General features: G+C 69.0%; 11 protein-coding genes and 1 pseudogene. 6 read left to right on the top strand and 6 right to left on the bottom strand.

The features are described 5' to 3' along the window. Positions 1 to 102: 102 nt before the first annotated feature. The 3 genes from ACQPWU_RS09375 to ACQPWU_RS09365 all read right to left on the bottom strand — a co-directional run bounded on the left by ACQPWU_RS09375 (position 103) and on the right by ACQPWU_RS09365 (position 3863). Entirely contained in the window at positions 103 to 1053 is a 951-nt protein-coding gene (locus ACQPWU_RS09375) for a hypothetical protein (protein ID WP_433438435.1), read from the bottom strand. Positions 1054 to 1765: 712 nt separating this feature from the next. Beyond that, the gene (locus tag ACQPWU_RS09370; RefSeq protein WP_433438434.1) at positions 1766 to 2968 is read right to left on the bottom strand and encodes a cytochrome P450; all 1203 of its coding nucleotides are present in this window, start codon (positions 2966 to 2968) and stop codon (positions 1766 to 1768) included. A 52-nt stretch (positions 2969 to 3020) separates the two neighbouring features. Further along, a complete protein-coding gene (locus ACQPWU_RS09365; RefSeq protein WP_433438433.1) occupies positions 3021 to 3863 on the bottom strand; it encodes a TetR/AcrR family transcriptional regulator in 843 nt (280 codons plus the stop codon). A gap of 134 nt (positions 3864 to 3997) precedes the next feature. Between ACQPWU_RS09365 and ACQPWU_RS09360 the strand changes: the two genes are divergently transcribed. The 4 genes from ACQPWU_RS09360 to ACQPWU_RS09345 all read left to right on the top strand — a co-directional run bounded on the left by ACQPWU_RS09360 (position 3998) and on the right by ACQPWU_RS09345 (position 9216). After that, entirely contained in the window at positions 3998 to 4468 is a 471-nt protein-coding gene (locus ACQPWU_RS09360) for a (2Fe-2S)-binding protein (protein ID WP_433445177.1), read from the top strand. Further along, positions 4465 to 5457, top strand: a complete 993-nt coding sequence (locus tag ACQPWU_RS09355; protein ID WP_433438432.1) for an FAD binding domain-containing protein — start codon at positions 4465 to 4467, stop codon at positions 5455 to 5457. The genes ACQPWU_RS09360 and ACQPWU_RS09355 overlap by 4 nt, the downstream gene beginning before the upstream one ends. Further along, positions 5457 to 7727, top strand: a complete 2271-nt coding sequence (locus ACQPWU_RS09350) for a xanthine dehydrogenase family protein molybdopterin-binding subunit (protein ID WP_433438431.1) — start codon at positions 5457 to 5459, stop codon at positions 7725 to 7727. Before ACQPWU_RS09355 ends, ACQPWU_RS09350 begins: the two co-directional genes overlap by 1 nt. A gap of 577 nt (positions 7728 to 8304) precedes the next feature. After that, positions 8305 to 9216, top strand: a complete 912-nt coding sequence (locus ACQPWU_RS09345; RefSeq protein WP_433438430.1) for an ADP-ribosylglycohydrolase family protein — start codon at positions 8305 to 8307, stop codon at positions 9214 to 9216. Here ACQPWU_RS09345 and ACQPWU_RS09340 read toward each other — a convergent pair. The 3 genes and pseudogenes from ACQPWU_RS09340 to ACQPWU_RS09330 form a co-directional block, all read right to left on the bottom strand. Continuing rightward, positions 9209 to 9433 carry a hypothetical protein gene (locus ACQPWU_RS09340; RefSeq protein ID WP_433438429.1) on the bottom strand — a complete coding sequence of 75 codons (225 nt, stop codon included), beginning with the start codon at positions 9431 to 9433 and terminating at the stop codon, positions 9209 to 9211. The two genes, ACQPWU_RS09345 and ACQPWU_RS09340, sit on opposite strands and share 8 nt — an antisense overlap. Positions 9434 to 9544: 111 nt before the next feature. After that, on the bottom strand, positions 9545 to 10246 hold the full coding sequence (locus ACQPWU_RS09335) for a hypothetical protein (RefSeq protein WP_433445610.1): 702 nt from the start codon (positions 10244 to 10246) through the stop codon (positions 9545 to 9547). Positions 10247 to 11189: 943 nt separating this feature from the next. Further along, positions 11190 to 11306: pseudogene (locus ACQPWU_RS09330) on the bottom strand (hypothetical protein); the annotation flags it as partial. Between the two features lie 347 nt (positions 11307 to 11653). On the opposite strand from ACQPWU_RS09330, the gene ACQPWU_RS09325 reads away from it, so the two are divergent. Together ACQPWU_RS09325 and ACQPWU_RS09320 are read left to right on the top strand one after the other, a co-directional pair. Next, the gene (locus ACQPWU_RS09325; protein WP_433438428.1) at positions 11654 to 15292 is read left to right on the top strand and encodes a LamG domain-containing protein; all 3639 of its coding nucleotides are present in this window, start codon (positions 11654 to 11656) and stop codon (positions 15290 to 15292) included. Between the two features lie 92 nt (positions 15293 to 15384). After that, positions 15385 to 21735, top strand: coding sequence for an RHS repeat-associated core domain-containing protein (locus ACQPWU_RS09320; RefSeq protein ID WP_433438427.1), 6351 nt, complete (start codon positions 15385 to 15387; stop codon positions 21733 to 21735). The last annotated feature ends 5 nt before the right edge of the window (positions 21736 to 21740 follow it).

Raw genomic sequence — 21740 nt, 5'->3', positions numbered from 1 at the left:
AATCCTCCGGGGCCACACTATCAGCCCCACATGGTACGCGCCGGTGACGGTTATCGATGTTGATGGTCGCGCCTGACGCGGCTACGCGGAAGGGGCGGCGGGTCAGTGCTTGGTCAGGCTGCCCACGCTGAGCAGGAACGTCCCGCCGCGTTCGTCGACACCGGCCATGACCGATGCCTGATGCGTGCCGTCACTCGCTATCGACCAGAACGTGACCGTAACGGTCCCCAGCGAGGTCTCGCAGGTCTGGCGTGCGGGTTCGAGCTCGGCGGTGTTCCCGCGTGCGCGGAACGTCCAGTCGCAGCCGTCGGCGGTCCGGGCCGTCATGGTGTTCTTGCGGCTGCTCGTGAACGTGACGAGACCCTGTACGGCGGTGGTCTTCGGGTCGGAGCCGGTGTACCGGGTGGTGAGAATGTTCACGCGGGACTGCTGATTCGATGCGTCGTACTGCCAGGTTCCCGGGAAGACCTTCCGCGCCTGTGCCCAGGCGTGCCCCGCCACCTTGGTGCGGCTGCCCTTCTCCAGGACGAAGGCGTAGTCACCGATCGGTTGGTGGCTGACGGCCTCGATAGTCTCCTGCTCACGGTTCCCCGAGATGGTCACCGACCATTTCGTGATGGTGTACGCCGAGCCGATGACATGGTTGAAGCAGTACTGAGACGGGGAATCCAGTTCCAGCGAGGCGGAGCGCACCGCGAAGGTCCACGTACAGCCCTGATCCGTGTGCCCCACGATCCCACCGTCGGCTGCCTTCGAGAACACGATGTCACCGATCTGGGGAACCTCGAGCGCCGGGCCTGGAGTACAGCCTGCACCGGCGTCCGGGCAACTGATGACCGCGATGTTCCGCATGCTCTCGCGATCAGGCTGATCGTAGTTCCACGATCCCAGGTAGTCGTGTAAGCGCGGGTTCTTCGTCTGCGCCTGAGCTTGCTGCGGTCCTGCGACGCCGATGGCGACCCAGGCCGCCAAGGTCAACGACAGAGCGATGATCATCGGCGCCAGGCGCGATGACAGGTGTCGGCGCCGGTGTGTGAAACGGGTGTCATGCATGGATCTCTCCTGTGAACCGCATCTGGGATGGATGCCGCCGGAGCGTTCTGCCCCGGCAGCCGATTCGTCGTAAGCCGCCTGTCGGTTCGCGGTACGCAGGGGGTGCGACTGAGCCCAAACGACTCTCGAACGATAGCGTCACACCTAGAAACTATCAATTCCCATAACTATATTTGCCAATAACTATCCCGTGGAAGGTGTGTCCGGCGAGGAGTCTTCCATCGGCCGGTGTTGGCCAGGCCGCCGTCCTGAGCAGGGAAAAGACTCCATCGGACCGGCCGGAGCGCGGGCGGCACCCTGCAGGGATCAAGATCGTCCGGGGCCGAGATCGACGCCGGACATCGGCCCGGCACCACGACCGGGGATGCCCAACGGATCGCCGAATGGGAGTGCGAGGCGTGCGAGCTGCGCCTGGCCTGCCGGACTCCCGATCAACTCCGCGGAGCGCCCTTGGCCGGACTGGCGCGACGGCGATGAGGAGGAACTTCGCGTCCATGTGGAATGGCACGTACGCGAGGTGCTGCACGATGTGGAGCGCGGCGCTCGGCCGAAGTCATGGGGAGCCCGCCCTGAGGCCAACGCGAAGGCGTCACGGATCGCACGGGGCTACTGCGGTGACGACCCGATCGTGGTCGTGGTGCAGCAGCATGGAGCGCCACCGCAGCGCATCAAGCGAGTCCTGCAGGATGGGCCGCAAACCATCCCCGTCCCGTCACCAGGTGAGCCTCAGGGACTTCAATCCGAATATGGCGTTGAAGGCCCGGAACTCGATCTGCTCGAACGGGTCGGCCAGTGCGAGGTGGGGGAAGCGTCGTAGCAGGGCCGGGAAGGCGATGCTCATCTCCGCTCGGGCCAGCGGAGCCCCGAGACAGTGGTGCACGCCGTGGCCGAAGGCGAGGTGTCCGAGGGCTCCGCGAGTGATGTCGAGACTGTCGGGATCGTCGATGAAGGCGCGGTCGCGGTTGGCGGCGGAAAGCGAGGCGATCACCAGTGAGCCCGCGGGGATGGCGTGCCCGGCGATGTCCACGTCGGTCGTGGTGATGCGCGGTGGCAGCGAGTGCACGATGGACAGCCAGCGCAACAGCTCCTCGATGGCCGGCTCGATCCGAGCGGGATCGTCGCGGACCATGGCGAGCTGGTCGGGGTGTCGCAGCAGGGCCAGGGTGCCCAGGCCGAGCATGTTCGAGGTCGTCTCATGTCCCGCGATCAACAGCAGTCCCGCGATGCCGACGAGCTCGTCGGTGCTCAGATCGTCGCCGTGCTCGTGCACCAGCATGCCCAGCATGTCCTCGCCCGGTTCCGCCTGCGCGCGGGCGACCAGGCCGGCCATGTAGTCGCGGTTCTCCCGTCCTACCGTGATCCGCTGCTCCATCGGCAACGACACGTCCAGCAGGCGCGCGGAGCGCTCCTGGAACTCGGCACGGTCGGAATAGGGCACACCCAGCAGTTCGCAGATCACCATGGACGGCACCGGCAGTGCGAAGTGCGAGACCAGGTCGGCCGGCTTGCCGGCCCGCTCCAGATCGTCCAGGGCCGCCTCGACGATCTCCACGATTCGTGGTTCGAGCCGGCGCATCCTGCGCATCGTGAACTCCGGGGTGAGCATCCGGCGCAGCCGCGTGTGCTCTGGCGGGTCGAATCCGATCAGATTGCCGGCCCTCATCCGAGCCAGCTCGTCCTCGCCGACATCGCCTCCGACGGGCAGTGCGAACGGTGCGGGGCGGACGCTGCTGAAGCGGGCCGGGTCCGACAACATCTGGCGAATGTCCTCGAAGCGGCAGACCAGATAGGCGGGCACGCCGAACGGCGTCATCGTCCGTACGACGCCTTCGCCGTCTCGGGCCTGGGTCAACTCCTCGACGGGGTCGAACCCGTCGCGTCGCATCTGGATCGGCAGTTGCGGAGCTTGTGTCATTGTCTGCTCCTTGCGTGGTCGTCACGGAATTTCTTCGTTGGAGGGGCTCGTCTCAAACCCCCTGCCCGCTGACAGTGGCTGAGGGCGTGGCGACGGCGTACAGGAACGCCTCGGCGAACACCGCGCAGGTCTCCTCCACGCTGGGCAGGTCCAGGTCGGGGACCTGTTCGATGGCAGGGCGCAGCACGAAGTGCATCACTGCCGGGGCGATCATCTGCTGGATCAGCAGCGGTAGCGGCAGGGTGCGGATGCGCCCGGCGGCCATCTCGTCGGCCAGCCATTGGCCCAGCCCGGCGAGCTTGCGGGGGGTGAAGTGTTGCAGCAGGCGTTGCAGGTCGGGCTCGCCCGGGCGGGCCAGCGCTTCGGCGAGCATGGCCGGCAGCACCCGGGGCTCGAGGGTGAGCGCCTCGGCCAGCAGCCGGTAGATCCTGTTCACGGTCTCGTCCAGGTCGGCGTGCGGGCCGGCGATCACCTCCTCCACGTTCAGGAGCGGGAGGTGGCGTTCGAAGATGGCGCGCAGCAGTTCGTCCCGGCCGCCGAAGGCGGCATACAGGCTGGGCACCGAGCATCGGGCGGCGGTGGCGACCGCCTCCAGGGTGAGCGCGGCCAGCCCGTGCTCACCGATCAGGTGCGCGCCTGCCTCGATCGCGCGTTCGCGCACCGGACGCTGTCCGCCGGGATCCACGCCGGCGGCGCGCACGGCCGCGTCCAGGGCCTGGCGGGAGCCGCCGATGCGGCGCAGCAAGGTGCTGCGGGAGACGCCGGCCTCCTGGGCGATCGCCTGGACGGGCACGTCGGCCACGTCCTTGCCCAGCCGTTCGGCGGCCCGCAGGGCGGCCTGCACCACGTCGACGGAAATGCGGCGGCTGGTGTCCGGCACGTCACGGCTTGACATACGAATAACAGTAGCATCAAATGATGTTTCACACTCTGGTGAGTATTGCGGAGGACTGGGCGGGCGGCGGTGAGGGCGGCGTACCAGTCGCGTGCGGAAAGAACCGGCAGGAGAATCGCGTGACCGAGATACGGATGAAGGTGAACGGCGACGTCGCCTCGCTCGACGTGGAGCCGTGGGTCAGCCTGCTCGACGCGCTGCGCGAGCGGTTGGGGGTGACCGGCCCGAAGAAGGGCTGCGACCAGGGCGCCTGCGGTGCCTGCACGGTGCTGGCCGATGGCATGCGGATCAACTCCTGCCTGGCTCTGGCGGTTCAGTACGACGGCTGCGAGATCACCACGATCGAGGGTGTGGCCCACCCGTTGCAGGAGGCGTTCATCCGTCACGACGGGTTCCAGTGCGGCTATTGCACCTCGGGTCAGATCTGCTCGGCGATCGGCATGCTGGCCGAGCACGCCGCCGGGATGCCCAGCGCGGTGGGCGAGCCGGGCGGGTTGAGCGAGGCCGAGGTAAGGGAGCGGATGAGCGGCAACCTGTGCCGCTGCGGTGCCTACAACGGGATCGTGGACGCGATCATGGACGTGGCCGGGAAGGACGCGCGATGAGGCCGTTCGCCTACGTCAAGCCCGCCGACGTCGAAGCCGCCGTTCACGCGGCCACCACCGAGCCGGGCGCGAAGTTCCTCGGCGGCGGCACCAACCTGGTCGACCTGATGCGCGAGGGCATCGAGCGGCCGGACACCGTCGTGGACGTCACCGGGCTGCCGTTCGACACGGTGGACGAGCTGCCGGACGGCGGACTGCGGATCGGCGCGCTGGTGCGCAACAGCGCACTGGCCGCCGACCGGCGGGTGCGCACCCGCTACCCGATGTTGTCCCAGGCGCTGCTGTCGGGAGCCTCGGGCCAGTTGCGCAACATGGCCACCGTGGGCGGCAACCTGCTCCAGCGCACCCGCTGCCCCTACTTCTACGACGCCGCCTCCGCCTGCAACAAGCGCGAGCCGGGCAGCGGCTGCGACGCGCTCGACGGCTTCAACCGGAGCTGCGCGGTCCTGGGCGTGAGCGAGAGCTGCATCGCCGCCCACCCCTCCGACATGGCGGTGGCACTGGCCGCCCTGGACGCCGCCATCGAGGTCCGCGGCGTGAGCGGCACGCGCCGCGTCCCGCTGGCCGCTTTCCACCGGCTGCCCGGCGACACGCCGCACATCGAGACCACGCTGAACGCCGGTGACCTGGTCACGGCGGTCGAGCTGCCGCCCGCGCCGGTCGCGGCCACCTCCCGCTACCGCAAGGTCCGAGACCGGGCCTCCTACGCCTTCGCCCTCGTCTCGGTCGCGGCGGCGCTGGAGGTCAGGGACGGAACGGTCACCGCTGTGCGCCTGGCGCTGGGCGGTGTGGCCCCCAAGCCGTGGCGGGCGGCGGAGGCCGAGCGGCTCCTGCTCGGCGGCCCGGCCGACGAGGCGGCCTTCCGCCGCGCGGCTGAGGCCGAGCTGGCCTCTGCGGCCGTCCGGGAGGGCAACGCGTTCAAGACGAGGCTCGCCGTGGCCACGATCGTGGCCACGCTGCGCGAGCTCAGCACAGAAGGGGCTCTGTGATGAGCATCAAGTACGCCGAGACCGAGCCCGCGACCGGTACGACCAAGTACGTCGGCCAGGGCATCGACCGGCTCGACGGCCTGGCCAAGACGACCGGCCAGGCCCGGTTCGCCGCCGAGTTCCCGTATCCGGACCTTGCCTACGCGGCGCTCGTGCACGCCACGATCGCGCGCGGCCGTATCACCGCCCTCGACACGGCGGCGGCGCGGGCGGTGGGCGGTGTGATCGACGTACTCACTCATGAGAACGCGCCGGCGATGAAGCCGCCGCCCAAGATGAGCTTCCTCGACCTCAGCTCGATCGCCTCGGGCACGTCGGTCAACTACCTGGCCACCGACGAGGTGCACTGGAACGGCCAGCCGATCGCGGTCGTGGTCGCCGAGACCCCGGAGACGGCACGGTACGCGGCCTCGCTGGTGCGGCCGGCCTACCAGGAGCTGCCCGCCACGGTGGACTTCGCGGCCGAAGAGCCGAACGCCGTCCCCGAAAAAGGCAATCCGATCACGGAGAGCGGAGCCGACAAAGGAGACGCGCACGCCGCGCTGTCCGCCGCGCCCGTCTCGGTTGACCTGCGCTTCAGTACGCCGCCGTACAACCACAACGCCATCGAACCGCACGCCACGACCGCCGTGTGGGACGGCGACCACCTGACCCTTCACGAGGGCGCGCAGAACATCCCCTGGCTGCGCAAACACCTGGCGCAGCGATTCGGGGTGCCGGAGAAGTCGATCAGGGTGCTGTCCCCGTTCGTCGGCGGCGCCTTCGGCGGCAAGTCACGGGCCTGGGCGGGCACCCTGCTCGCCGCGCTGGCCGCCCGGGCGACCGGCCGTGCCGTGCGGCTGGCGCTCACCCGCGCGGGCGTCTACCACACCGTCGGCGGGCGCACCCCCAGCACGCAGCGGGTCGCGCTCGGCGCCGACGCCCAGGGGCGGCTGAGCGCGCTCATCCACACCAGTGTCTCCAGGACAGCCCATGTGGGGGGCATGCCCGAGCCGATCACCGCGGCCTCCCACCACCTGTACGCCGCCCCGAACATCCACCTGGCCCAGAACGTCGTCCAGCTCGACCTGCTGCCCAACACCTTCATGCGGGCCCCCGGCGAGTCCATCGGCACCTTCGCCCTGGAATCGGCCATGGACGAGCTGGCCTGGGAGCTGGGCATCGACCCGATCGAGCTGCGCATGCGTAACGAGCCCGAGCGCAGCCCGGTGGGCGGCCAGCGGTTCACCCACCGGATGCTGCGGGAGGCGTACGCGCTGGGCGCCGAGCGGTTCGGCTGGCGCGAGCGCGACCCGCGCCCCGGCGTCATGCGCGACGGCCGCTGGCTGGTCGGCATGGGCGTGGCCACCGCCTTCCACCCGTCGATGCGCATGCCCGCGCACGTCACCGTCCGGCTGGGCTCCGACGGCACGCTCGTTGTGCGCAGCGGCATGCACGAGATGGGCATGGGCACCGCGACCGTGCAGGCGCAGATCGCCGCCGACGAGATGGGCGTGCCGCTTGAGTCCGTACGCGTGGAGTACGGCGACTCCGACCTGCCGCCAGGACCCGGCGCGATCGGCTCGGTCCAGACCGCGAGCGCGGCGGCGGGCGTGATCGACGCCTGCGCCAAGCTGAAGAAGTCCATGCTCGCCCTGGCCCGCCGCGCACCCGGCTCACCCCTGCACGGGCGCAAGCTGGAGGAGCTGGAGGCCCGCGACGGCGGCCTTTACCACGGCAGCGCCGGCCAGACCTACGCCGAGATCCTGACCACGGCCGGCCGCGACCACGTGGAGGCCGAATCCAAGTCGGGCATGCTGGGCTTCGTCGCCCGGACCGTGCTCGATCGTCGGCGGAGGGTGAAGGCGGCCACCGGGGCGCAGTTCTGCGAGGTCCGGGTGGATCCCGTCACCATGGAGGTACGCGTCTCGCGCTGGCTGGGCGTGTTCGACGTCGGCACGGTGATCAACGCCAAGACGGCGGTGAGCCAGCTGCGCGGCGGCATCGTGATGGGCATCGGCATGGCGCTGTCGGAGCAGACCCTGATCGACGGTCGCGACGGCCGGATCGTGAACCCGAGTCTGTCCGAATACCACGTGCCGGTGCACGCCGACATCCCCCGCATCGACGTGCACTACTTCGATGAGCCCGATCCCACCACGCCGCTGGGCCTGCTCGGGATCGGTGAGGTGGGCATCACAGGGGTCGCCGCGGCGGTGGCCAACGCCGTGCGCCATGCCACCGGCAAGCGCGTCCTCGACCTGCCCATCACGCTCGACAAGCTGCTGTGAATCAGTGGGATGTACAGGCTGGTCGGCTTGGCACCCAACCGAACCACGATCAGACCAGTACGGGAGGACCCGGTCGAAGAGTTGGCGCCCTGGAAATGAGGCCTCGCCGTTCCCCACCAGGTACGGGGAACGACGCGGCTTCGAGGTTGTCAGCGCCGCGTGAGGATCTGCGCGAGCACGTCGTGAACGTAGGTGTTGGGGTGCTTGCCCGGTGAACTGCTCCGAGAGAGGCCCGTCGGCGGTGACGGGAACGTCGGCACCGGTGTGGCCGGAGGTGGTCCAGTCCATGACGAACTGAAGGTTGCTTCTAAGCGGCGATGAATACAGGGCTGCCTTTTGGCGAAGGGCTCAGGCGGCCGGTGTTCACGGTTCTGACTGCGAAGATCCGGCGCGCCCTTCTGTCTCGCGACCACCCCTCGCTGCGTACAGCTGGCTTGCTGGACGAAGGCGCTTCACCACGCACGAGGTGACGCAGCTCAAGGCCATGCTCGCGACCGGCTACCGACCCTTCCAGCCTGGAACTTCATGATTCACAGATCTTGACGATTGCCCGCAGACGTACCTCACACTGTGGGTGATGTCAGCTCATCTCCTTGCGCCGTCCACAGCCTCGCTCCTTGGCCTGGCTCTCGGCGACGCCTTCGGTTCCCAATTCTTCGTTCCAACGAATCGTCACGCCCTCTCCTCTCGCCTTCTTCCACCCGGCCCATGGCAATGGACGGATGACACCGAGATGGCGTGCTCCATCTATCGCGTCCTGGCCGACCACGGCACCATCGACCAAGACAAGCTCGCCGCGAGTTTCGCAACCCATCATGACTTCGACCGCGGATACGGCCCGGCGACGAACCGGATGCTCCGGCTGGTCCGTGAAGGAGGCGACTGGCGGACGCTTTCGGCGGAGCTTTTCGAAGGCAAGGGCTCGTGGGGCAACGGTGCCGCGATGCGTGTGGCACCGCTGGGCGCCTGGTTCGCCGGCGACCTGGCACAGGTCGTCCGACAGGCCGCCCTGTCGGCACAGGTGACCCACACACATCCCGAGGCGGTGGCCGGCGCCATAGCCGTTGCCGTGGCCACAGCCGTAACAGTCAGAGAACCAGACCTCCCTCCTGGGCATTTCCTCGATCGGATCCGAGAACACCTGCCCACGAGCATGGTCCACGACGGCATCACCGAGGCGCGGCAGCTCCTCACCATCAGCGACCCCGCACTCGCCGCCCGGATGCTCGGGAATGGGCGACAGGTCTCCGCTCACGACACGGTCCCCTTCACGCTCTGGGTGGCAGCTCGCGAACGCCATGACTTCGAAGCCGCCATGTGGACCACCGTGGCCGCCGGCGGGGACGTCGACACCACGTGCGCCATCGTCGGCGGCATCGTCGCGGTCGCCGAGAACGCTCATCTGCCGCTGGAGTGGAGCAGAAGATGCGAACCGCTGCCGGACTGGGCAGGTGCCCCGCCGCTCGACCGCGAGTCCACCCCTAGGTGAATCCTTTTACCAAGGTTCCCTTCGGGGCTACCGGCCGGTAGCGCCCCGATCGGACCCATGAGGCGATCGCGTCCCCCTTCGTCGGCTCCCGGCGCACCTGCGTGCCCTCCGGGCCGACGAACCTCCCGTACCGGCCCTGCGAGTGGATCAGCCCCTCCTCGCGCGGCTCCCGCAGCGCGGCCCGGATCACCGGCGACGACAGGCCGTACGTGGCCATCAGCTCCGACCCCGCCGCATAAAAGAGGCACCGGCCCCAAAGCTCGCGAAAGGCCCAGGACTCGCTTCTGTCCGCCTGGCGTGCATCCCTCCGCCTCTGCCCCGATCCCGTTCACTGAGGGTGCACCGGCCGCTCGACGGCCGCGCGGATGGTCGCGAAGTACTCGCGAGCCCGAGCTGTCGTCGAAGGTCGCGCATTGAAGAGCACCACTCCGAAGGACGTGCGATCAGCCCACACGCAGTAGTACCCGCCGGTGAGCCAGCACATGGACTGTCCCTCATACGGCCAGGGATCGAGTGTGTGCGCCTCCCGCGCCGTCCGCCCGAACGATGGCATCAGCCAGTCCGCGAAGATGGTGTCCGGCTCCAGGCGCGGGGACTCGGCCACGAACAAGGTCACGATCGAATTCAGCGGATCGCCATCGGAGGAGGGGCGGAGCGGAACGTATAACCCGTCGGCCGACTTCGTAATCCGGAAATCGCGGCCGCGCAGGCCGCGGAGGAAGAGCTGGCCGAAGTCGTCGGCGACGTCCTGATCGCGCAGGGTGAGCCCGGCGACCTCGCGGGGCAGCGACACGGTGGTGGCGCCGCGCACGGCAGGCAGGCTCCTACGGGGTTCACTCGACGTGGGCGCCGATATCGTGGCCGCCGGCTGCGAGCCGCGGTCGGCCGCCGACCGCGACGAGCCCACCACGTAGCCTCCCGCCACACCTGCCACGAGCACTACCATGCCAGCGGCCGTCAGCCGCCACCAGCCGACGCGAGGAGGCGATCCGCCGTCCGTCTCCAGCACCTCCGCGCGATCTATAGACATGCGGCGCTCCAATCGTGGGGAGCGAAAGCGTAGCCCATATGATCATCCGCCGCCGCAGCGGAACAAGGAGCGGAAGAGTACGAGATGAGTGGGCCTGCCAGCCGGGGTACGTCCACGCACGTGGTCCATGAATCGATCTTCGCTTGATCCTCTTTCTGCAGGTGAAGCGGTCGGTGTCTGCGGGCGTGGGTCCGGGACCGGTGCGGCGCCGGATCTCCTTCCACACGCTGCGCCAGGCACCGCTTCCGCTCCTCGACGCGCTGACGCTCCCGCGCCTCGGCCTCACAGGCGGCGTCCGCGCGCTGCGATCGCGACGGCAGGACCTGACCGTCCTCATCCAGCCAGGCCGCAAGGCTGTACCACACCCAGCCGGGGATGTGCCGCGGCTCGTGCATGCTCTGCCACGTATACGCGCGGGGGTGTCGGCGAATCCGGCGAACGTGCCGGCCGCGTTGGAGCCGCCGCCGACGCGCGCGACCACGTAGTCCGGCACGCAGGTCCGCAGCTCGGCGGCGCACTGCCCGCGGGCCTCGTCGCCGATGATCCGCGGGAACTCCCCGACCATCCATGGGTACGGATCCGGCCCGGCACCGAGCCGATGCAGCACCCAGTGCCGCATGGCCTCGCTGGTCGCGTCCTTGAGGGTACGGCGGTAGCCCGACCAAAGAGCCGCAACCGCAAAAGCCCAGGTCAGGCACTCGCCGAGAACGAGCTCCACCCTTTGCCGAATCAGCGCCGTGCGTCGACGAGTCGCGACACCAGGGTGAGGAACTGACGCCGCTGGACGGCCGTCAGGCGCGAGAAACTCGTCCTGGATGCCGTCGATGACTCTGTCGAGCTCGAGAAGCTGTTCGACGCCTTCCGCTGTGATCGTGACGATGTTTCGACGCTTGTGCTCAGGATCGACTGAGCGCTCGACCAGGTTGCGCGACTCGAGCTCGGTCAGGACAGCAGTCACATCGCTGCGATCGATCCTGGTCTTCCGGCCGAGCTCGGCCTGACTCGCGGGCCCCCACTCCTCCAGCGCGGCGAAGCGACTTCCCCAGGTCAGCCAGGTCACGACGAGCAGCGATGACCGGTAACGCGAACCCGGGAGGACCCCAGCTCTCGCCCGGAATCGCAGGGATGGCGTCTCGCGGAGATGCAGGCCCGTGCGCTATTTCGAGGTTTCGGGCATCTGAACAAGGACACGACGCTGTCCCGGCAGCCGAAGAGGAGGACCCCGTAGAAGGCGAGGCCGGTGATGGCGGACGATCACCGATGAGAGGGCCACCAAGGCCGCTCACGTGATCTACGTCACAATTTCCGAGATCGCATCACACTTTCGAGCCCGCATTCCTCGTATAGGTGAGCCAGTGCCTGCCCATCCATGGGCCGGGGGTGGTGTGTGAGGGAAGGAAGACACAAGTGTTCGTGGATTCCGGTCCGCGGGGCTGGCGCGCGCTCGCCGCCGCGGTCGTGGTGAGTGGCTTGTTAGGGGCGGCCCTGCCCTCCATCGCAGCGTCGGCGGATGTGGGCAGGGCCGAGTCCGCCGCCCGGCTCACCGCGTGGCAGCGGGCGCAGAGCCAGGCGGCCGAGGACGGGGAACCTGTCGAGGTGACCGAGGCCAGCACCGAGTTCACCACCACCTACGCCAATCCCGACGGCGCCTCGTTCCGTCTGGAGCAGTCGACGGTGCCCGTACGCGTCAAGGGCGCGGACGGCGCGTGGGCCGCGCCCGATGCCACGCTTGAGCGGCGCGCCGACGGCAGCGTGGGGCCGGTGGCCGCCGCCGTGCGGATCGGTTTCTCCGGGGGCGGTGATACCGAGTTGGTGACGATGACGCGTGACGGCCGGACCCTCGCACTGGGATGGCCGGGGCCCCTGCCCGCGCCGGTGCTGGACGGGCCGAACGCCACCTACCCCGAGGTGCTGCCGGACGTCGACCTCAGGATGACCGCGACGACCGAGGGCTTCCGCCAGGTTCTGGTCGTCAAGACCCCCGAGGCCGCAGACAACCCGGCACTGCGCAACCTTGAGTACGCGATCAGCTCGTCCGGGCTGAAGGTGGCGGAAACCGAGGACGGAGGCATGTCCGCGACCGACGGCAACGCCACCGAGGTCTTCTCCTCGCCGCCTGCCGCCATGTGGGACTCCACCGGTGACACCACCGCAGGCCAGGTCAGCACCATGAAAGAGCTCGCCCCGCCACGCGCCGCCACCGCCGCCGACGGGCCGGCTCCCGGGGCGCGGCACGCCGAACTGCCCATCCGGGTGAGAAACGGCAAGCTCACCCTCGTTCCCGACGTCAAACTGCTCAAGCAGAAGGACAAGGCGGCCTACCCGATCTACATCGACCCGACTGTCACCTGGGGCGAGAGCGACAGGATGCTGCTGCGCTCGGACGGCTACACGTCGTACAACTGGGGCAACGGCAGCGACAACCGGGGCATGGGCGACGGCCACTGCGGCAGCTGGAACGGCTACTACTGCGGGCCCGGCTACACCCAGCGCCTGTACTTCCAGTTCTCGCCCGCCAGCCTCAAGGGCAAGTACGTGCTGGACGCCACGTTCCGCGTCACCGAGCCGTGGGCGTTCCAGTGCTCTCCCCGGTGGGTCGACCTCGTGCGAACGAACAACCTCACCTCCGCCACGACCTGGTCGGGCCGGCCCAAGGAGCTCGACTGGATGGTCGACCGCTACGTGTCGGCGGGTCGTGGCTCGGCCTGCGATCCGGACGAGCCGGCGGCGCCGATCGACTTCAACGACAATCCCGACGAGCCCAACGAGAACCTGACCCCGACGGTACGGGATTTCGCCGCGGGCAAGTTCTCCAAGCTCACGCTGGAGTTGCGGGCGCACGACGAGGGCGACACGTCGGCCTGGAAGCGGTTCAGGAACGACGCGGTGCTGGCCGTGGACTATGTGGGGGTGCCGGCGGCGCCGACGGGTATCGGCGTCGTCACCGGTTCGGGCGCGGTGTGCGAGCCGAACGCGGCGGCGCCCGCCGTCGTCTCCGACCCCACGCCCCTGCTGGCGTCCATCCCGCAGACCGCCCCGGGCGGCGAGTCGGGGGCGCTGCTGCGGGCCGAGATGTACGTCGAGAAGAAGAACGCCGACGGGACCTGGCCGGCGGCCTTCGCCACGATGGAGTCGCCGAGCACCGGACACGTCGCCGACAACGTCAGGGTCACCGCCTCCACGCCGACGCTGTCGGAAGGAGTGCTGTACCGCTACAAGTCGTGGACGCGTTCTTACTACAGCAACTACACCAAGTGGTTGTCCGGGCCCGCCAACGACGCCACGTACGGATGGTGCTACTTCAAGGTCGACCCGACCGCGCCGAAGGCGCCGGTGGTCACGGTCGGCGCCCCGTACAGCGCGTGCACCACCACCAGCTGCGCGCTGGGCGGCGGTCCCGGGCAGAGCGCGACCTTCACGTTCGCGCCCGCGTCCGGCGACACCAACAACGTCTCGTACGAGTACCGCCAGGCCACCGGCACCGCCAAGGTCATCACGGGCTCCACGGCCAAGCCCGTGATCACGCCCCAGACCTCCGGCACCTACAGCCTGTACGTACGCGCCAAGGACAACCTGGGCCGGTTCGGCGCCACCACCGTCGTCGACTTCCTGGTGTCCCCGGGCGCGGGACCGGTCGCCAGGTGGCACTTCGACGAGGGCTCCGGCACCGCCACCGACTCCTCGGCCACGGCGAGCCACCCCGCCACTCTCTCCAGCGGCGCCGTACGGGATGACCTGGGACGACGCGGCGAGCTGTGGTACGACGACGGCGGCCAACCGCTGGACGTCCCGGTAACCGACAAGGGCCTGCATCTGAACGGCGCATCGGGATACGCGGCGACCTCGGGGCCGGTGCTTGAGACGCGCTCCCCCTACTCGCTGGCGGCCTGGGTGCGGCTGGACAAGACGAACGCGGCCGGCATCGTCTTGTCGCAGGACGGATCCGGCGGTTACACGCCCTTCGCCCTCTGGTACGACAAGGACCGCGTGTCCTGGTGCTTCGGCGTCAAGGAGAAGGACGAGGCGACGGGCAAGGCGTATTTCGCGGTCTGCGCGAAGAACAACGTGGCCCAGGTGAACGCCTGGACCCATCTGGCGGGCAGCTACGACCCGGCGACGCAGAAGCTGAGCTTCTACGTCAACGGCGTGTCGCAGGGCACCACCACAGCGCCCGGCGCGTGGTCCGCCACCGGTCCGTTCGAGATCGGTCGCTACAAGTGGGCCAACGTCTTCCAGTACTACTTCCCCGGCTCCATCGACGAGGTGGCCGCCTGGCAGCGCGTCCTGACCCCGGAGGAGATCGCGTCGGAGGCGCGCTCGGAGTCCCCCGTGTCCGGGCGCAACGATGTGGAGCTGGTGGCCGACTGGAACCCGTCGGGCGTCACCGGTCCGGCGCTGCCCGACTCGCTGTCCGGGTACGGCCGGTCGCTGACGATGGCCGGCGGCGCGTCGCTGGACGGTGAGGGCCTGGTCCTGGACGGCGTGGACGACGCGGCCACCACTCCTGGCCCGGTCGTCGACGACACCGGCTCGTTCACGGTCACCACGAAGGTCGAGCTCGACCGGGACAAGGTGCTCGCGATGCCGACCGGTTCGATCGGCCAGGTGGCCGGGCAGCGCACGGCTGACGGCTCGTCGTGGGGGATCTGGTTCGAGCTGACCGGGAAGGAGACGCAGCTCGATGACGACGGGAACGAGATCACCGTACCGGTCGGCTTCTGGCGCTTCGGCCGGGTCAACAAGGACGGCACGAAGAGCTGGGTGAGCTCCGACACCGCGGCGAGCATGGAGACCGCGGTCCGGCTGACCGGCGTCTACGACGCGCTGGCGGCGGACGGGCCCGTCGTACGGCTCTACGTCGGCCACGACCAGAACGACCTCGACAGGGCCTACACCGCCGCGGCCGGGTCGGGTGACTTCGCGGTCGGCAAGGGCTTCAGCACGACGTCGTGGGACCACTTCCTGCCCGCCAAGATCACTGATCTGCGTTTGTGGGCGGGCGCCGTGTCCGACTCCGACCTGATCGACGCCGTCATCGGTGACTGACGGCGAGTGCGGGGGCCGGCACCCCGGTCCCCGCACCTCTCGCTTCCCCGGTTGATCACCGGGTTCCTTTTGTCCTCTAAGGAGGTTGGGTCATGCGTCGGCCTGGATTACGTGCTGCCCTGGCGACCGCCATAGCGGTGGTGGCGGCGATGTTCCTGTCGGTGGGGTTGACGACCTCGGCCACCGCGGCGCAGGGGCAGCCTGGTGCCCCTCCCGTGCAGAAACAACGATCGAGCAAGGTCAGGGCCATGAACGCGGCCGGGGCGAAGGAGGCGCGCGAGCGGGTCGAGGCGTCCAGGGCCCGCAACGACGCCTGGGCCGGTCGGGCCGACAAGGAACGCGAGGCCGCCCGGTGGCCGGCGGGCGGTGCCGCGGACGTTCCGCTCGGTGGCACCGCGAGCGTCACCGTGGGCGGACTCCCCATCACCCTGACCCCCGCGGCCCCGGCCCAAACGCCAGCAATCCCAGCTCCCGCCAAGGTGGCCGGTTCGCAGGCGGCGCGCGTCCAGGTGTTCGACCGGGCCGCCGCCGAGGCCGCCGGAGTGGACGGCGTGCTGCTGACCGCTTCGGCGCAGACCCAGGGCGGCGCGAACCTGAGCATCGGCTATGCCGCTTTCGCCTCCACATACGGCGGCGGATGGAGCGGCCGTCTGCGTCTCGTGCAACTGCCTGCCTGCGCGCTCACCACACCACACCTGGAGGAGTGCCGCACCCAGACCTCGCTGGAGTCCGTCAACTCCGCCACCGCGCAGACCCTGTCCGCGCCGGTCACCCTGGGAGCCGCACCCGCCGTGCTGGCCGCGACCGCCCTGGCCACCGGCACAGGCGGCGAGGCGCCCGACGGCAGCGGCAACTACTCGGCCACCCCGCTGGCCTCGTCGTCCACCTGGGCGGCGGGCGGCAACTCCGGCTCCTTCACCTGGTCGTACCCGATGGCCCCGGTGGAGCCCGCGGCGGGGCCCGCGCCCGCACTCGACCTGTCCTACGACTCGGGCAGCGTGGACGGGCGCACCGCCACCAGCAACAACCAGGGCACCTCGGTGGGCGAGGGATTCGAGACGGCGGCGACCTCCTACATCGACCGCCAGTACGGCTCCTGCGACGATGACGGCCACGACAAGCAGTACGACCAGTGCTGGAAGTACGACAACGCCTCGCTCGTCCTGAACGGCAAGTCCACCGAACTCGTCAAGGACGACACCAGCGGCAAGTGGCGGATGAAGAACGACCAGGCCGCCACCGTCACCCACTCCACGGGAGCCGCGAACGGCGACGACGACGGCGAATACTGGACCGTCATCACCGGCGACGGCACCAAGTACGTCTTCGGCCTGAACAAGCTGACCGACGCGGGCACCCAGCGCACCAACTCGGTGTGGACGGCCCCGGTGTACGGCGACGACTCCGGCGAGCCCGGCTACGACAAGGGCGACACCTTCGCCGACCGCGCCGTCGTCCAGGCGTGGCGGTGGAACCTCGACTACGTCGAGGACACCCACGGCAACGCCATGTCGTACTGGTACACGGCCGAGACCAACTACTACCGCAAGAACAAGGCCGACACCGCGAGCACCCTCTACACGCGCGGCGGCTACCTTGACAAGATCCTCTACGGGCAGCGTTCCGACACGCTGTTCACCGTGACCGCCCCGGACCAGGTGACCTTCTCCTACGCCGAGCGCTGCACGCTCGCCGACTGCGGCAGCCTTACCAAGGACACCGCGGAGAACTGGCCCGACGTACCCTTCGACGCCGTCTGCACCAAGGACGAGTCCAAGGACGACTGCCACTCGGAAAGCCCCGCCTTCTTCAGCCGCAAGCGGCTGGTGAAGATCGAGACCTCGGTCCTGTCCGGTACCGCCTACAAGCCGGTCGATCAGTGGGCGTTCACCCAGAAATACCTGGACGGCGGCGACATCGGCACCTCGGCCGACCAGACGCTGTCGCTGATGTCGATCGTGCACACCGGGTACACCGGCACTCCGCTGCCCCTGGATCCGGTCTCGTTCACGTACGCGATGCGGCCCAACCGGGTGGCCGGAGGCACCCAGCCGGGCGGCGGCAACATCCTGCCGCTGACCAGGCCGCGCATCGAGACGATCACCTCGGAGACCGGCGCGATCACCACGGTCAGCTACAACGAACCGGAATGCGTGCGCGGCTCGCTGATGCCGAAGGCCGAGGACGACGACTCCCTGTCCTGCTATCCGCAGTTCTGGCACGTCAACGGCGCGACCGACGCCTCCATCGACTGGTTCAACAAGTACCGGGTGCTGGCGGTGAACACCGCCGACCCCGCCGGGGACAACCCGCTCACCGAATACTCCTACGACTACGAGAAGCCTGGCTGGCACTACAACGACAGCCCGTTCACCCCGGCCGGCGAGCGCACCTGGTCGATCTGGCGCGGGTACCAGAAGGTCACCACCTACGTCGGCGACACCCGCAACACCCGTTCCAAGAGCGTTTCCGTCTACCTTCAGGGCATGAACGGCGACCGGCTGCTCAAGTCCGCCGACCCAAGGACCGTCGACCCCGACAAGCGGCGCGCGGCCTCCGTGCCCGGACTCGACTTCTCCGGACTCGACGTGCCCGACCTGACGGACTCCGAGCAGTTCGCGGGCTTCACCCGCGAGGAGATCACCTTCAACGGCGCCGACCCGGTCGACGTGACGGTCAGCGACCCCTGGTCGGCCAGGACCGCGACCCAGCACAAGTCGTACGCCGACACCGAGGCGTATTACGTGCGCACCGGGAAGACCTCGGAGCACACCTACCTCACCGTCCCCAAGACCTGGCGAACCCTCACCACCGCCACCACGTACGACGAGTACGGCATGGCGGTCAGGCAGGACAGCACGGGCGACACCGCCAAGAGCGGCGACGAGACCTGTACCCGCACCTGGTACGCGCGCGACGACGCCAAGGGCGTCAACGCGCTCGTCTCCCGTACCCGCGTGACCGGCCGCCCCTGCTCGGTCAAGGAGGCCGACCTGTCACTGCCGACCGGCGGCGCCACCGCCGGGGACGTGCTGTCCGACACGGCCACCGTCTACGACAACGCCGCCGCCACCGGATGGTCGGCAGGCCAGAAGCCGGTCAAGGGAGAGGAGACCTGGACGGGCCGTGCCACTGGCTACCCGGCGGCCGTCACGGGCGACGACCGTCCCCCGACGGGCTGGCAGCGTACGGCCACGACCACCTTCGACGCGCTCGGCAGGCCGCTGACCAGCACCGACGCGGGCGGCAACCCCACCACCACCACGTACACGCCGAGCGGTGCGGGCGTGCCCACCAAGACCGTGGTCGTCAACGCCAAGCAGCACAAGACCACCACGTTCCTCGACGGGACGCGCGGCCTGCCTGAACGCACCTACGACGCGAACAACGCCAAGACCGAGCAGACCTACGACGGCCTGGGCAGGCTCATCGGCGTGTGGCTGCCCGACCGGAGCAAGGACGGCGGCCAGACACCCAGCATCGCCTACTCCTACGTCTACGAACGAGGAAAGGCCCCTTCGATCGGCACCGGGACCGTCAAGTCGTCCAGCACGGCGAGCTGGTCGTACCAGATCTTCGACTCGCTGCTGCGCCCCATGCAGACGCAGCGGCCCACGCCGCTCGGCGGCCGCCTGCTGACCGACACCCGCTACGACTCGCGCGGCCTGGCCTACGAGACCTACAGCGACATCTTCGACTCCAAGCAGACGCCCAACGCCACCTACACCCGGGAGGAGTACGGCGAGGCGCCCAAGCAGTCGAACATCGTCTTCGACGGCGCGGGCCGCGCGATCAGCAGCGCGTTCCTCACCTATGGCGTGCAGAAGTGGACGACCACCACCACCTACACCGGAGACTCCACCGCGGTCAGCGCGCTGACCGGCGGCAAGGCGACCCGGACCATCACCGACGCGCTGGGACGCACCGTCGAGAGCCGCGAGTACGACTCGCCCTCCCCCGCCGACACCCAGTACGGCGCCGCGACGGCCGGCGGCCACACCTCCACCTCCTTCACCTACCGGCCCGACGGCAAGCAGGCGACCGTCACCGGCCCCGACGGCTCCCGATGGTCCTACACCTATGACCTGTTCGGGCGGCAGAGCGGCATCAGCGACCCCGACAAGGGCGCGAGCACCATCGGCTACACGACGCTCGACCAGACCGACAAGATCACCGGCGCGAACGGCTCGGTGCTGCTGTACGGCTACGACGAACTCGGCCGCAAGACCGGGCTGTGGTCCGGGTCGCGCACGGACGCGAACAAGCTCGCCGCCTGGACGTACGACACGGTGGCCCAGGGCGCGCTGACCTCCGCGACCAGCTACGACTCGGGGAAGGCTTACACCAAGAAGGTCCTCACCTACGACGCGCAGTACCGCCCGACCAGCACCGAGATCGACATCGACCCCAACGACCCGATGGTCACCTCCAAAGCGGCGAAGGCGAGCTACACCCTCACGCGCTCCTACAACCTCGACGGCACTCCGAAGAACGTCACCGAGCCCGCGGCCGGAGGTCTCGCCGAGGAGACCGTCAACCTGACCTACACCCCGACCGGGCAGGTCATCGGGGTCACCGGAACCCAGGACTACCTGCAGACGGCCGACTATAACGCCATCGGCCAGCTCCAGCAGCTCAGCCTCGCACTGTCGGGATCCAACGACGCGAAGCGCACCTACGTCAACAACACCTATGAGGAAGGGACAGACCGGCTCACGAGATCCTTCGTGACCACTCAGTCCACCCCCGTCAAACCGCTGGACCTGACCTACCGCTACGACGACGCGGGCAATGTCACCGAGATCGCCGACACCCCCACCCAGGACGGCGCGGGCAAGAGCGACATCCAGTGCTTCACCTACGACGGCCGGCGCCGCCTGACCGAGGCATGGACTCCGGCCACCGACGACTGCACCAGCAAGACCGTGGGCGGCGCGGCCCCGTACCGTACCGGCTACACCTACAACGACTCGGGCCTGCGAGCCACGCAGACGGACTACAACGGCTCCACCAGCACCTACTGCTACGGCGACACCGTCAAACGGCACGCCCTGACCACGGTCACGACCGGCTCCTGCACGGGCGTGACCGCCACCTACTCCTACGACAAGTCCGGCAACACCACCGCGCGCCCAGGCCAGACCCTCACCTGGGACGCGCAGGGCCGCATCGCCACCCTGACCCAGGGCACGCAGAAGACCGCCTACCTGTACGACGCCGACGGCACGCTGCTGCTCCGCCGCGCGATGGGCGACGGCGAAAGCGTGCTCTACCTGGGCGCCACCGAGATCCACTCGAAGAAGACAGGGACCGACGTCAAGAACTGGGCCACCCGCTCCTACACCGCGAACGCCCAGGTGATCGCGGTGCGCACCACGGAGACGGGGACGAACGCGGTCTTCTTCCCCGCCGGCGACGCGCACGGCACGTCCTCGCTGGCGGTCGACGCGAGCAGCCAGGCCGTCACCAAGCGCTACACGACCCCGTTCGGCGCGGTACGCGGGACGACGATCGGCGGCTGGCCCGACGACAAGGGATTCCTCGGCAAACCCGCCGACGACGCCACCGGGCTCACCTCCGTCGGGGCCCGCATGTACGACCCGCTCACCGGCAGGTTCCTGAGCGTGGACCCCGTGCTCTCCACCGACCAGGGCCAGTCGCTCAACGGCTACTCGTACGGGAACAACAACCCCGCCACCTTCAGCGACCCGACGGGCGAGGAGATCGGCTCCAAGCCCAACTCCTGCCAGTACGATCTGAGGTACTGCTCCAAGGACGTGCAGGAGGAAGTCGGCTACGACCCGAAGACCGACACCGTCACCCCGCCGTCGCAGAAGAAAAAGAAGAAGCCCCGGACGACACCGAGCCCGACCCCGAACGCACCGCCGAAGCCGCCGCCCGGCGGATGCTACTGCCACGGGGACGGCACGGTCTACCTGCCGACGGCGCTGGCCTTGCACCCGTTCCACTGGCTCAACAACGCCAACGGCGCGAACGAGCTGGCCTTGGTCTACGACGCGACGCCGGGCTGGAGCGGCAACTCCTGCGAACGCCGTTCCCGCCAGTACGTCTGCTACGGCGGCTCACCCGGCGGCGACCAGCCGATGACGATCGGGGACGTCCTGTTCTACCCGTACTCCAAGCAGCACTTCCTGAACCGGCTGCGGGAGGAGAAGGAACGCAGGGAGGACATCGCCAGGACCGCCGGCCGTAAGACGGCTGACCAGTACGGGCCTGACCTCGAAAGACACGAGGCGGTGCACTCCAAGCAGTGGACGCACATGGACGCGGCCTCCTTCCCCACCGACTACGCCGCCGAGTCCGCGAAGTCCATGCAGGAAACCGGCACCCCCTGGGCCACCAACCACTTCGAAGTGGACGCCAACCTGTGGTGGGGCGGCTACCTGGACTGGCACCCGCTGCAATACGGGCCGATCCCGTAGAAGAG

It is taken from the genome of Nonomuraea sp. CA-141351 (assembly GCF_050944675.1).
Classification (GTDB): Bacteria; Actinomycetota; Actinomycetes; order Streptosporangiales; family Streptosporangiaceae; genus Nonomuraea.
This window is presented reverse-complemented; position numbering and strand designations above follow the sequence as displayed.

Coding starts and splice junctions, on each gene's coding strand:
- ACQPWU_RS09375 (WP_433438435.1), bottom strand. CDS start 1,053: ATGCATGACACCCGTTTCACACACCGGCGCCGACACCTGTCATCGCGC.
- ACQPWU_RS09370 (WP_433438434.1), bottom strand. CDS start 2,968: ATGACACAAGCTCCGCAACTGCCGATCCAGATGCGACGCGACGGGTTC.
- ACQPWU_RS09365 (WP_433438433.1), bottom strand. CDS start 3,863: ATGTCAAGCCGTGACGTGCCGGACACCAGCCGCCGCATTTCCGTCGAC.
- ACQPWU_RS09360 (WP_433445177.1), top strand. CDS start 3,998: ATGAAGGTGAACGGCGACGTCGCCTCGCTCGACGTGGAGCCGTGGGTC.
- ACQPWU_RS09355 (WP_433438432.1), top strand. CDS start 4,465: ATGAGGCCGTTCGCCTACGTCAAGCCCGCCGACGTCGAAGCCGCCGTT.
- ACQPWU_RS09350 (WP_433438431.1), top strand. CDS start 5,457: ATGAGCATCAAGTACGCCGAGACCGAGCCCGCGACCGGTACGACCAAG.
- ACQPWU_RS09345 (WP_433438430.1), top strand. CDS start 8,305: ATGTCAGCTCATCTCCTTGCGCCGTCCACAGCCTCGCTCCTTGGCCTG.
- ACQPWU_RS09340 (WP_433438429.1), bottom strand. CDS start 9,433: ATGGCCACGTACGGCCTGTCGTCGCCGGTGATCCGGGCCGCGCTGCGG.
- ACQPWU_RS09335 (WP_433445610.1), bottom strand. CDS start 10,246: ATGTCTATAGATCGCGCGGAGGTGCTGGAGACGGACGGCGGATCGCCT.
- ACQPWU_RS09320 (WP_433438427.1), top strand. CDS start 15,385: ATGCGTCGGCCTGGATTACGTGCTGCCCTGGCGACCGCCATAGCGGTG.